General features: G+C 57.4%; 11 protein-coding genes. 6 read left to right on the forward strand and 5 right to left on the reverse strand.

The annotated features are described in order from the left end of the window. Positions 1-35: 35 nt before the first annotated feature. Complete coding sequence (locus tag PSR62_RS16475; protein ID WP_274404103.1) at positions 36-1,229, reverse strand: ATP-binding cassette domain-containing protein; 1,194 nt, start codon at positions 1,227-1,229, stop codon at positions 36-38. Between the two features lie 170 nt (positions 1,230-1,399). Here PSR62_RS16475 and PSR62_RS16480 point away from each other — a divergent pair, with 170 nt between their 5' ends. Then, entirely contained in the window at positions 1,400-2,602 is a 1,203-nt protein-coding gene (locus PSR62_RS16480) for an ABC exporter membrane fusion protein (protein WP_274404104.1), read from the forward strand. Between the two features lie 104 nt (positions 2,603-2,706). Beyond that, positions 2,707-3,846 (forward strand): FtsX-like permease family protein, encoded by a 1,140-nt coding sequence (locus PSR62_RS16485; RefSeq protein WP_443217436.1) that lies wholly within the window; start codon positions 2,707-2,709, stop codon positions 3,844-3,846. Between the two features lie 33 nt (positions 3,847-3,879). Here the strand turns inward: PSR62_RS16485 and PSR62_RS16490 are convergent, their stop codons facing one another. The 3 genes from PSR62_RS16490 to PSR62_RS16500 all read right to left on the reverse strand — a co-directional run bounded on the left by PSR62_RS16490 (position 3,880) and on the right by PSR62_RS16500 (position 6,413). Beyond that, positions 3,880-4,848, reverse strand: coding sequence for a UDP-glucuronic acid decarboxylase family protein (locus tag PSR62_RS16490; RefSeq protein ID WP_274404106.1), 969 nt, complete (start codon positions 4,846-4,848; stop codon positions 3,880-3,882). Between the two features lie 201 nt (positions 4,849-5,049). Beyond that, positions 5,050-5,901 (reverse strand): pantoate--beta-alanine ligase, encoded by an 852-nt coding sequence (panC, locus tag PSR62_RS16495; RefSeq protein ID WP_274404107.1) that lies wholly within the window; start codon positions 5,899-5,901, stop codon positions 5,050-5,052. Positions 5,902-5,993: 92 nt separating this feature from the next. Further along, positions 5,994-6,413, reverse strand: coding sequence for a bifunctional nuclease family protein (locus PSR62_RS16500; RefSeq protein ID WP_274404108.1), 420 nt, complete (start codon positions 6,411-6,413; stop codon positions 5,994-5,996). Positions 6,414-6,744: 331 nt separating this feature from the next. Between PSR62_RS16500 and PSR62_RS16505 the strand changes: the two genes are divergently transcribed. The 4 genes from PSR62_RS16505 (at position 6,745) to PSR62_RS16520 (ending at position 12,596) form a co-directional block, all read left to right on the forward strand. Further along, positions 6,745-8,784, forward strand: a complete 2,040-nt coding sequence (locus PSR62_RS16505) for a flagellin N-terminal helical domain-containing protein (RefSeq protein ID WP_274404109.1) — start codon at positions 6,745-6,747, stop codon at positions 8,782-8,784. Positions 8,785-9,373: 589 nt separating this feature from the next. Beyond that, complete coding sequence (locus tag PSR62_RS16510; RefSeq protein WP_338020211.1) at positions 9,374-9,829, forward strand: flagellar protein FliS; 456 nt, start codon at positions 9,374-9,376, stop codon at positions 9,827-9,829. 181 nt (positions 9,830-10,010) lie between these two features. Then, positions 10,011-11,009, forward strand: a complete 999-nt coding sequence (locus PSR62_RS16515) for an SDR family oxidoreductase (protein ID WP_274404111.1) — start codon at positions 10,011-10,013, stop codon at positions 11,007-11,009. Between the two features lie 102 nt (positions 11,010-11,111). Beyond that, complete coding sequence (locus tag PSR62_RS16520; RefSeq protein WP_274404112.1) at positions 11,112-12,596, forward strand: sulfatase; 1,485 nt, start codon at positions 11,112-11,114, stop codon at positions 12,594-12,596. Positions 12,597-12,617: 21 nt separating this feature from the next. Here PSR62_RS16520 and PSR62_RS16525 read toward each other — a convergent pair whose 3' ends face one another. Then, positions 12,618-12,833, reverse strand: a complete 216-nt coding sequence (locus tag PSR62_RS16525; protein WP_274404113.1) for a phage terminase large subunit family protein — start codon at positions 12,831-12,833, stop codon at positions 12,618-12,620. Between the last annotated feature and the right edge of the window lie 204 nt (positions 12,834-13,037).

The following is a 13,037-nucleotide window of genomic DNA, read 5'->3' on the forward strand; positions in this document are numbered from 1 at the left end:
GCGGGGATGGGGGCAGTGGCTTGGCAACACCGATGTCATTCGGCAAACAGCGAACTGCGAACCTCTTCTTCGATGGATTTGCGCTGGCTCATGACGTCGGCGAACGTGGCCGCGTCGAGACTGTAGGTCACCGTTTCGGTCTTCGCATCCACGTGTGCGTTACGAGGTTCACCGGTCAGCAGAGCGGTTTCGCCGAAGTAGGCACCTTCGGTCAGTTCCGCGACCTCACGAAAATCGTCGCCGCCGGGATGGGTGGGCTGTTTGATGGAAACGCTGCCCTCGCGGATCAAGTAGAAACGATCGCCGACGTCGCCGTAGGTCACGATTCGATCGCCGGGTCCATGTTCGGTTCGAGTCATGCTGCGTGACAATTCTGTCAACGTGCTGATCGCGACGCCGGAGAACACGCTGCACTGCGACAGCATTTCACCGAGCACGGCGGCTTCGTTCAGATTGGTGTCGCGGGCGATCTTTCCAAAGTCCATCTTCACGATGCGGTCGGCGACGTCCAAGATTCGGTTGTCGTGGGTCACGATCACGATCGCCACCCCGCGTTCGCGTGCCTCACGCTGGAACAACGTGACGACTTGCCGTCCGGATTCTTCATCCAGCGCCGCGGTGGGTTCGTCCGCCAACAAAATGTCGGGTTGATGCACCAACCCTCTCGCGACCGCGACGCGTTGTTTCTGTCCGCCCGACAAACCTCCTGGTTTGTATTGAATTCGATCCCCCAGCCCCACGGCGGTCAGCATTTTGGCACAGCGTTCGTTTTCTTCGCTGCGAGAAGTGCGGTTGGGTTGGAGTTCCAACGCCATGCGGACGTTCTGCAAGGCTGTCAGCGAACCGAACAGGTTGTGGGCCTGGAAAATGAAGCCCAATCGTTTGCGAAGCGAGCCGATGTTGGTTTGCGACAAATCGTGAAGCGGCTGGCCGAGGACGTTCAACTGGCCCTCTTGGACGCGACGCAATGTGCCGATCAACGTCAACAACGTTGTTTTGCCGGAACCGGATTGCCCGGTCATGATGACAATTTCGCCAGGTTGCACCTGAAGATGGTTGTCATGCAGGACCTGTTTCCGCGCATCACCGGTCCCGTAGTAGTGATTCACACCGCGAACATCGATTGCAGCGGAGCCATCCAGGGCAATCTCGGGCGTGATCCCGCGTGAAGCGGTCGCACGGACTCCGTTCTTGGCGGTCGGATTTTCGTTTCGAAAGGGAATTTTCACGCGAATTTTCGGGACATTTTGCGTGCCAGACCCGTCAATCGCGATGGCCCGGCGGAGCGGAAAAACGTTACCTTAGCAACTTGTCCCGAATTCGTGTCACCTCGTTTCTGCAGTTGTTCCTCGTGCCCCAAGCCAAGCAACCGATCCCCGCAAGGTCGATCCAACCGGGCATGATCCGATTGCCCCTCACGCTCGCGATCGGCGTTTTCTCGATGATCTGCGGCTGTGATGGACCATCCGCGGGCCGTGCCGATCACTCAACGAACCCGGACAAGCCCACTCAAACGGTGGCCTTGCAACGAGTCATGGCACTCGGAACGCTGGAGCCTCGAGGGGGGATTTTGGCGGTCATGGCAGCCCCCGGAGATCGCGTCGCCAAAATTTTCGTGGAATCCGGGCAGGATGTTTCGGCCGGCACCGTGCTGATGGAACTGGAGAGCCTTCCGGCTCGACAACTCGAACTGACCATCTCCCAAACAAAATTGGACGAGGCTCGACGACGGATTGCAGCGGAGCGAGCGGCGGGCGAAGCCAAACTGCAAGTGGCGCGTTCGTCGCTGAAGCAGGCTGAATCGAAGCTGAAGGACGCGGAGAAGCGTTTCAAAGATTCCAAGGCCGATGGCGGAGAATTGAACCTGCTCAAACAAGCTGCCGATTTAGGGCTACGCCGATTGCGGCAATTGGAATCCGCCTCCCGCGACCCCGCTCGCCAACGCTTGGTATCAGAGAATGCACTGGATACCGAAGCTCTGAAAGTCAGTGAATCGCAAGCTCGATACGAATCGGCGTTGCGAGATGCCCAAGAGGCCATCGACGAAGGCCAATTCGGCGTCGATTCGGCTGAGCAAGAGATTCGGGCGACGGAGTTGTCGTTGATCGCTGCCGAACAATCGGCTTCGTTGGAATCGTTGAAGCAACAAATTGAGCTGCTGAAGTTCAATGTGGCCACGTCACGATTGGTCGCCCCCACGAAAGGACGCGTGCTTCGCGTTGATGCGACGATCGGGACAGCAACCGGCGTTTCCGCCTTGATGCATCTGGCGGACACGACGCAAATGGTCTGCGTGGCGGAAGTCAACGTCGCGGATCTCTCCCGTGTTGAAATCGGACAAACCGCAATCATCACATCACCCGCCCTGCGGGACCCGCTGCATGGAAAAGTCCAACGCATTCATTCGTTGATCGCCCCTCCCACGTTGGCCAGTCCGTACCCGATGGCTGCGGTGGATCGCTACTCCGCCGATGTGGTGATCGCCATTGACGCGGGGGATGCTGAGAGCGCCAGTCACCTGATCGAATTGCAGGTCGACGTCGAGATCCAAGCCGGACGCTCAGCAAAGTCAACCGAAATGGCGTCGGCAGCGAAGCCGTGACGGAAACGGCAGCTGTTGCGAGGCCTGCCAAGCAGTCGGGCAAGAAACGCCGCAAACGCTTCGGCGTGGTGCGAACGTCGCTGGCATGGTCCAACTTCAGTCACATGTGGATTCGCACCGTGGTCTCCATTTGCGGGATCGGTTTCGCGATTCTGTTGATGTTCATGCAGCTGGGATTCCTCGGCAGTGTCGGTGACACCGCGACGGTGCTGCTGGACCGAATGCCCTGTGACTTGCTGGTGCGTTCGCCGGATTACTTGCACATCTACGATGCCTCGAAGACTCGCAACGAGTTGCGCCCTTGGTTGAAATCAATTGATGAGGTCGATGAAGCGATTCCTCTTGATATCGGCGTGACTCAGTGGATCAATCCGAACAACCAAGATCCGCGAGCGATTGCGGTGATGGGAATCGATTTGAACCACCCGGCCTTTGACTTGCCGGAGCTGACGCTGGAAATGAGGCGGAAACTGCTGGTCGAAGGCGCCGTTCTGGTTGACGATGCAACCAAGCCTGATTTCGGACCACAGAACGGGGTGAAGTTCGGACCGGAAGACATTGGGACCGTTGCTGATGTCTTTGGGACGCCAGCCAAAATTGTCGGCACCTTCCACCTGGGCACGGGACTGGCCGCCAACGGAGCGCTGCTGTGCACGCGGGAAACATTTCGCAAACTTGTTCCCGGCAGCAGCGACGAAGAGGTTTCGTTGTTGTTGATTCGGCTGACGCAGGGTGTGACTCGAGAGCGAGGGCGGCAGATGGTTGCCGGACGATTGGACTCGCTCGCGGGACCGGCTTCTTCTGCCACGGCGCTCACCATCGACGATGCCAAAACGGCGGAACGTTGGCGATGGTACACCGAAACGCCAATCGGAATGATCTTCGCTATGGGAGTGGTGCTGGCCGTCGTGGTTGGTGGCGTGATCAGCTACATGATCCTGGCCTCGGACGTCCAAGCTCACCTCAGCGAGTACGCGACGTTGAAGGCGATGGGGTATGGCACCGGTTTTCTGATGAAAACGCTGCTGACCCAGTCCACCCTGCTAGCGACGATTGCATTTCCGCCCTCGGTCCTGGCGGCGTTGCTGCTGTACGCCATCACTTCGGCGCTGGCCGGGGTTCCCATTCGCATGACGTTCACCTGGCTGGTGCTGGTCGCTGCGTTGTCGTTGCTGATGTGCAACGCGGCGGGACTGATCGCGATTCGCAAGCTGATTCGAGCTGAACCTGCGAATTTGTTCTGACGCGCTGGCGGCCACTCACTTGTCAGCGGATGCTCAGCTGAAATTCGGTGTCGGCGGTCGGTAGTCACTCAAATGAATGGTTTTGAACCATTCGATGGTGTGCTGCAGGCCCTGATCCAATTCGATCTTTGGTTCCCAGCCCAACTTCTCTTTCGCGAGGGAAATGTCAGGCCGACGTCGCGTTGGATCATCGGACGGTAATGGTGCCTCGATCAGTTTGCTGCTCGATCCCGTCAGCGCGATCGTCTTTTCAGCGAGTTGACGAATGGTGAATTCGTGGGGATTGCCAATGTTGACCGGTCCGATGAATCCATCGCAATTCATCATTCGGATGATGACCTCGACCAAGTCATCTCGGTAGCAAAACGAACGGGTTTGCGAACCGTCACCAAAGATGGTGATGTCGTCTCCCGCCAACGCTTGCCGGATGAAGTTGGCAACCACGCGTCCATCAAAAGGATGCATCCGCGGGCCGTACGTGTTGAAAATGCGAACGATCCGGACGTCGACGTTGTTGCTGCGGTGGTAGTCCATGAACAGCGTTTCGGCGACACGTTTGCCTTCGTCGTAGCAAGCCCGGATGCCGATCGGATTGACGCTGCCGCGATACGACTCGGTTTGCGGGTGTTGTTCAGGGTCGCCGTACACCTCGCTGGTGCTGGCCTGCAGAATCCGAGCCCCGCATCGCTTGGCGATCCCCAACATGTTGATCGATCCCATCACGCTGGTTTTGATCGTTTTGATGGGGTTGAACTGGTAGTGCCCGGGTGCCGCGGGGCACGCCATGTTGTAGATCTGGTCGACTTCGAGGTGAATCGGCAACGTGATGTCGTGCCGAATGAGTTCGAAGTTGGGCTTGTCGAGCAGATGCACGACGTTCGACTTTTGGCTGGTGAAAAAGTTGTCCAGGCAGATCACGTCATGCCCGTCGTGCACCAACCGTTCACAGAGATGCGATCCCAGAAAGCCAGCGCCACCCGTCACCAAAATGCGTTGAATCATCGATCAAGCCGTTTCCAGATAACCGTCTGTCGGTCAGAAGTCAAAATTTGAACAAGACCCACAACTCTACCCGGTTGATTGACCTGGGCGACATGAATGCGATCAGAAATGGGGGACGATCCAGGGGCGTTGGTCAACCATTCGGAACGTGAGCGTTACACGGATTGCGATCGTTTCCCCACCCAGCGAGTCGGGAGGCTCTCAATCAACATACAATTCACGATTATCGATCAAACGTGTGGAGCCCACGCGAGCCGCTATCAGGGCGACCGCATTTTGCTTGATGTCGGAGACCGGCAACAGACTTTCTCGATCCACCACCACGGCGTAGTCCACGCTGTCACAGTCCGTGAGATTGGCGGCCAAGATGGCCTCCATGCGTAGGGGGTTCCGTTCCCCACCGCGAAATGCCCGCTCCGCCTCGAGGAGCGAACGAGACAGACACAGTGCACGTTGGCGTTCGCTCTCGGAAAGATACCGGTTGCGGCTGCTCATCGCCAAGCCGTCCGGTTCGCGGATGATCTCGCAGGGAACGATCTGGGTCGGCAGATTCAGATCCCGCACCATGTGCTCGATCACGCACAGCTGTTGAAAGTCTTTGCGACCAAAGAACGCGAAATCCGCTGGGGCGGCCTGAAACAATTTCAACACCACGGTCGCCACGCCGACGAAGTGATCCGGGCGATGCACGCCCTCCAAGGGCAACGCGACGGAGGACGGCTGAACCGAGGTGGCAACCTGCCCATCGCGTTGAGGATACATCTCCCCCGCCGAGGGCAGGAACACCGCCTCGACACCGGCCTGCCGGAGTTTGGCCAAGTCGTCTTCGAGCGGTCGGGGATAGAGATCGAGATCTTCGTGAGCAGCAAACTGGGTGGGATTCACAAAGATGGTGGTGACGCAGTGGTCACAGCGTTGCTTTGCCGCCTTAACGAGCGACAGATGACCTTCATGCAGCGCGCCCATCGTGGGCACCAACCCAATGGTTCGTTGTTGATTGGATTGTTGACGACACCATGCGCGCATGGAATCAATGGTGGAAAACGTTTGCAACAGAGGGCCTTGAACGAGAACCAGGAGAAGTGAGCTAGAACGCGAAGGGGAGCCATCCCAACGTGGCCAGATGGCGAATCACAGGTGGCGAATCAATCGTCGCTTGCTCCGGTTGCACCGTCCAAAACTTCTTCCGCGACAAAGATCGGCAAGGGGGGATCAAACGTGACCGCCACAGCAATGGCATCACTCGGTCGGGCGTCGACTTCGATCAGTTCACCGTCTCGGGTTCGCAGGTGCAGCTGTGCGAAGTACGTGTGCTCGGACAAATCGCTGATCACCACTTGTTCGATCGTTGCATCCAGCGATTCGGCGACGTTGACAATCAAATCATGGGTCAGCGGTCGCGGTGGGACGTAGTCATTTTTCACACGACGATCGATGTTGGTGGCTTCAAAGATTCCAATCATGATCGGGAATTGGCGGGTGCCGTCGACTTCCTTGAGATAAATGACTTGATTGTCGGTCAGCTCGGAAATGATGATCCGAGCGAGTTGCATTTGGACGGTCATGAAAAAATTCGCCAAAAGGTTCCAGAATGCATGCGAATCAATGGATTCGCATGGGCCGAGTTTTCAGGCTCTGCCAGTGCATGATATCGCAGCCCAACGATGCCTTCCATGATGAGGATCGCGGATTATTCCGGTTGTGCGGAAGCGGGGAAGGGAATTCCTCCGAGGGCAATGAATTTGGGGTTGCACAGCCCGCACGTGTCTAAAACGCGTCCCATGGTTGAGGTGGACGCAGAGCCAAGTGCACTTTGTCCAGGGTCACTCCGTTGCTTCGGCACCCCACTGGTTGACCCCTTCTACTCAACATCAACCCATCATTGGGATAAATAACATGACTCGGATCAACACCAACGTTTCTTCTTTGGTTGCACAGAATCGCCTCCAAAGCAGCAACAATGACCTGCAAGAATCTTTGACTCGTTTGAGCACCGGTCTTCGAATCAACTCGGGCAGCGACGACCCTGCTGGTTTGATTGCCAGCGAAGCCCTGCGGAGCGAAATCACTGGATTGACCAAATCGATCAGCAACACGCAACGTGCCAGCCAGATCATCAGCACCGCCGACAGCGCTCTGGGCCAGGTCAGCAACCTGCTCAATGACGTCCGTGGCCTGGTCGTCGAAGCCGCCAACTCGGGTGCCTTGAGCAACGAAGAAATCGCTGCCAACCAGTTGCAGATCGACAGTTCGCTGGAAGCCATCAACCGGATTGCACAAACGACGACCTTCCAAGGCCGGAAGTTGCTCGACGGTTCCCAAGACTTCATCAGCACCGCTGGTAGCGTGAGCAGCGTGAGCGACGTCTCCATTGATCAAGCCAACCTGGGCAAAACCGGCAAGATCGATGTCGAAGTTGTGATCAACTCGGCTGCGACCCAAGCGAGTGCAACCGCCAGTGATTCCGGATTCACAACGGCTGCAAACGCAACTGCCAGTACCCCCGATGTTGGAACAGCCGCACAGACTATCAATGGTGAAACCATCGATATCACTGGCGAAGGTTTGACCAGCATCGTCATCACGAATGACAGCAACGCCTCAGGACCAGGCGAGGCTTCGTTCGACGCAGACACCGGCGTGTTGACGATCACAGGCAACTTCGAAGGTGATTCACTGAACGTTGGTGAAGTGGACGCTGATGCCGACGCGGAAGTGATTCAGACTGCGATCAATTCCATCGAAGGATTTGTCGCAACCGGCGCAACGGCTCCGGGTACCGCAGCCGCAGCCACCGCCGCGACCGTTGACTCCAATGGAGCCGCACTGCAAATCGACGCTGCCTCGCTTGGTTCGGACTTCAACAACGTTTCGATCAACTTTGTATCGGGTGCTGCAAACGAAGCTTCCTACGACGAAGATCAAAAGATTCTGACGGTCACCGTCAATAGCAGTGCCCCTCAAGACGCATCCGCTTTGGCAACGGTCATCGAAGCTGTGCAAGTCGACGGCGAACAAGCCTTCAACGTGACCGCTAACGCAGACGCCCAAGTCGACATCGCCGACGGGATCGACAGTTTAGACACCGGTAGCACCGGTGGCGAAACCCTCAACGCAGACTTGGTCTTCCAGCTCAACGGCGAGAACGGAGCCGAAACGTTCAACTTCGGTGCTGGAACCAGCAAGGATCAGATTGCTGCCGCAGTGAACTTGGTTTCTGACAGCACCGGTGTGGAAGCCGACGCAACGAACGGCTTGGAATTCACCTCGACCACTTACGGCAGTGAATCATTGGTCAACATCGACGTCATCAGTGAAGGTGCCGGCGGAACTTTCGAGGCGAGCCTCGACAACGTGCGTTCGACCGGCAACGACGTGGTTGCCACCGTCAACGGTGTGACCGCCAACGGCAGCGGAAACAGCCTGTCGATCAACACCAGTTCGTTGGATTTGAGCTTGACCGTCGATGACGGAAGCAGCACCAACTTCAGCTTCAGCATCACCGGTGGTGGAGCCACCTTCCAATTGGGTCCTGATGTGACCAGCACCCAGCAAGCAAGCTTGGGGATTGGCAGCGTTTCGACGGGCAAATTGGGCGGAGCATCCGGACGTCTCTACGAACTGGGCAGTGGCCAATCCAAAAGTTTGACCAACGACGTCGAAGGTGCCGCCAAGGTCATCGACGAAGTCATCGGCAAAGTGGTCGGTCTGCGTGGTCGTCTGGGTTCGTTCCAAAGCACAACGCTGGAAAGCAACATGGTTTCGCTGAATGAAACCAAAGCCAACTTGCAAGAAGCTGAAAGCTCGATCCGTGACGCTGACTTCGCTCAAGAATCAGCCAACCTGACACGTGCTCAAATCCTGGTTCAATCCGGTACCAACGTGCTGTCACTTGCAAACCAAAACCCACGGAACGTGTTGTCGTTGCTGGGTTAATCCCCGCTTCGTTTTGACCAGCAACCAAAATTGCTGGTTGAAACGAAACCACAAACATCGAAAAGCAGGAGTGAGCCCAGGCTCGCTTCTGCTTTTTTTCGTTTGCTCAGCAAACTGTTTCGGTCGCTGACGGTTCACGGTCGATTTCAAGCGTCTCATGTTCGGATTATGCAACGCCACCAATGTCAAACAGCAACGATTGGGCAGTTTTTTCGAGGCACGGTCCCTGCCTGTCGCGCATCCTAACCTAGCTGGAGATTGCAACACGGATTCGTTTCCTCATCACGGAGGGAACATCGCGTTCCTCTCCGGTGTGAGGATGGCCCCCCTCGTGTCTTTGGATGAAGTTTCGCTTCGTCCACGTCGATAACAAAATGCGCTGCATGCCGGGACTCGTCCCGTGTGCCCGTTTCCAATTCCCGCAACCGGAAACCCGATGTACAACACGGCTGACTCCTTCGTTCCACCTCCGATGACCTTTGTTGGTGACGAATCTTCGGTGCCATCGAACGAACCACAAGCACACGCCGTGGAGACGCCGACCGGCTCAGCGGAGTCGCGTGGCGAATCAGGCAGACTCAGCGACGGAATGGATAACTTTGGCCGACGCCGGGGCGACGCGTACCTGGAATCCATGGTTCAGACAGCATCGCCCGCCCGATTGCGTCTGATGGTGATCGAGCGTGCCGTGGAAGTCTCGCGGCACTTGGCTCACCACTGGAACTCCCAACCTGGCAAACGCGGAACGAACGAGTATTCGTTGAAGTTGCTCGAGTTGTTGTCGGAACTGCTATCGGGTGTCACCGACAACTCCGTCGAAGTTTGCCGCACCGTCGCTGACCTCTACGTGTTCTTGTGCCAGCACTTGATCGCAGCGGAACAGAATGGCGATGCCTCCATGATCGACGAAATCCGCCTGGTGCTGGAAACGGAAGCCGAAACCTGGCGAATGGTTTGTGCTCAAGAAGGCACGGACAAATCGCCTTCCAACAAACGCATCGCTGAGGTGCTGTCAGGCTCGGGTGGTTTGAACCTGCAGGGTTGATCCCCTGCCCTTTGAAAGCCAACACGCAGCAATCGTCGAGAACATTGCTGCGAAATACATTCTCAGGTCACCGGTCGGCTCACACAGAGCGACTGACGTGACACGTCGACTCGAGGATTGAGTCGACCTCTCTTCAGGCCGGATGCCGCTTCGTCTCCCAACGTTACCGGCCAGTCGCTCTATGTCGTCCTCGCTCGAATCCGCTCTTGCTCAGCTCGCTGGCACACGTTGCCTGGTCACGGGAGCAGCGGGATTCATTGGTTCGCAAATGGTCGAACGTTTGCTTGCTGCCGGCGCCAACGTGGTTGCACTCGACAATCTCAGCACGGGCTTTCGTCACAACTTGACGCCGTTTCTGGAAGGCCCTCACCAAGCTCGCTTGACGTTTCTCGAAGGCGACGCCGCTGACCGAACGTGCGTGGAACAGGCTGTCACCAACGTGGACCACATCTTCCATTTTGCAGCGATGGCAAGCGTCCCACGCAGCATGCGTGAACCCGGGTTGTGCCACGAATGGACCACCACCAGCACCGTCGAATTGCTTGCTGCTGGGGCTGCCGCTGGCGTCAAACGGTTGGTGCTCTCGTCAACCAGTGCCGTGTACGGGAACTCGCCCTATGTCGCCAAGCGAGAAGATGACATGCCCGCCCCTTTGTCTCCGTATGCGGCGGCGAAGTTGTCCTCGGAGAACTACTGCCAAGTCTTTCAGCGTGAGTTCCCGATCGAAACGGTGGTTCTGAGGTACTTCAACGTGTTCGGGCCACGGCAAGATCCCCAAAGCGAATACAGCGCGGTGATCCCACGCTTCGTTTCCATGATCCTCAGCGGCGAACGCCCGATCATCTATGGCGACGGACAACAATCTCGCGACTTTGTATTTGTGCGAGACGTCGCCAACGCAAATATGTTGGCGGCGACGGTGAAGGACGCTGCTGGCGGAATCTTCAACGTCGGTCGCGGTCAGCGAACAACGCTCTTGGATTTGCTCGACACACTTCGCGAACTGTTGCAAGGCGACATCCAACCCATTCACGAACCGCCTCGCGCGGGGGATGTTCGAGACTCGCTGGCAGACACAAATCAAATTCGTTCGCGACTCGGATTTGAGCCCACCGTGGACATGAAAGAAGGCCTTCGGCAAAGCATCGAGTACTACCGAGGCATTTGCTCCCAAGCGTGAGTGGCATATTCGACGGGCACGCCGATCAGGTGCGTGCTGCCTTGAATCGGCCTACAATTGCGACTCCCGTCGCCGTTCTTCCCATTCGCTGAGGAAACCTCCATGCGTCTCTGGATGCTGCTCCCGATCCTAGCCGCCCCGCTCCAGCTTGCTGTGCTGGGCCCCGTCGCCGCGAAGCAGCCGATGAACGTGCTGTTCCTCATCTCAGACGACCTGACCTCGACGGCGCTGTCTTGTTACGGAAACGAAGTTTGCCAGACACCCAACATCGACTCCTTGGCGGCGGAGGGAACGCGATTCACCCGAGCCTATTGCCAGGCCACCTACTGCGGTCCCTCGCGCGCGTCGTTTCTGTCGGGATACTACCCGCACGCCACGGGCGTCTTGGGCTACAAAAGCCCGCGTCCGCAAATTGGCGATCGCCCGACATGGCCGCAATGTTTCAAAGACCAGGGCTACTACACGGCTCGTGTCAGCAAGATCTATCACATGGGGGTGCCGGGCGGGATTGAAACCGGCGGGGACGGACGAGACCATGATGGCGGAAATGGAGCGGACGACGCGATATCCTGGACGGAGCGTTTCAACAGCCCGGGACCAGAATGGAAAGCCACCGGCGACGGGGAAACCTTGGAGAACAACCCCGATGGGGCTCGTCCCGTCGTTGGAGGCAACACGTTTGTCGTGGTGGAAGCCGATGGCGACGACACCGTTCACTCGGACGGGAAAACTGCCGTCAAAGCAGCTGAACTGATTCATGCCAAGCGTGAACAACCGTTTTGGTTGGGTGTTGGATTTGTCCGTCCACATGTTCCCTTCGTGGCTCCCGCGAAGTACTTCGAGCCCTTCAAACCGTATCGCAAACTTCGCCTGCCGGAACGCATCGAGGGCGACTGGGACGATATCCCGAAGTTGGGCATCAACTACAAAACCAGCCAGAACATGAAGATGGATCTCCGCCGCCAGCGCAAAGCGGTCGGTGGATACTATGCCTCGGTCGCCTACATGGATGCTCAGGTCGGTAAAGTGCTGGCGGCGCTCCGCGAATCCGAGCAAGCAGAGAACACGATCGTTGTGTTCACCAGCGACCATGGTTACCACTTGGGCGAGCATGATTTCTGGGCCAAGGTTTCTTTGAGAGACGAGTCCTCCCAGGTCCCACTGATCATCAAAGTCCCAGGCAAGGATCCCGGTGTCTGCCACAGCCTGGTGGAGATGTTGGATCTGTACCCGACCCTGGCCAAGTTGTGCGATTTGGATGTCCCCGATCACGTGCAGGGCAAGGACATCTCCAGGCTGTTGGATGATCCCCAGCAAGCAGTTCGTGACGCGGCCTTCTGTGTCGCCCCGATGCGCAAAGGGTTCTTGTTGAGAACGGATCGTTGGGCGTTCATTCAGTACAAAGAAGACGCTTCGGGCGGGATCGAACTGTTTGACATGCAATCCGACCCGCGCCAGTTCACCAACCTCGCGTCATCTCCCGAACATGCCAACGTGGTCGCGGAACTGAGGCAACGCCTGACTCAAAAGCTCATCGACATCCGAACGAATGACTTGGCCCACGCGAAGCAGCAACCGCCCAAGTAACGAGCGGTTCCGGACGCGACCTCAGTTGTCGTCTTGGTAGTGCATGCTCGCGGTCACATTCCCGCAGTGCTCGCAGTGTGCCTGGATCCGCTTCCCAACCGATGCGGCCCCGCATCGGATTCCGCCCACGTCCCAAACCGACTGTTCGCGGTGGCAGTGCGGGCATCGGATCATCCATTTCTTCGACGAATCGCGAACGCGAACAAACCAAGCCGCTGGCAAAATGGATTCTGCCATTCTCTGGATCTTCGACATCGTCACACCTCGGTCCACATGAGCCCGCGAATTCGACACCCAGACTTCAGTCTAGCGAACCGGGGACGAGGAAGGGCAAGGAACTGATCGTGAATGCGGTTGATTCTTGCGACGCCGATCAAGGGGATTGGCTGAGTCGTGGCAGCGATTGGGAGAAGGATCGGTCCTCTTCGCGGGCGACCACCC

The organism is Rhodopirellula sp. P2 (assembly GCF_028768465.1).
Lineage (GTDB): Bacteria > Planctomycetota > Planctomycetia > Pirellulales > Pirellulaceae > Rhodopirellula.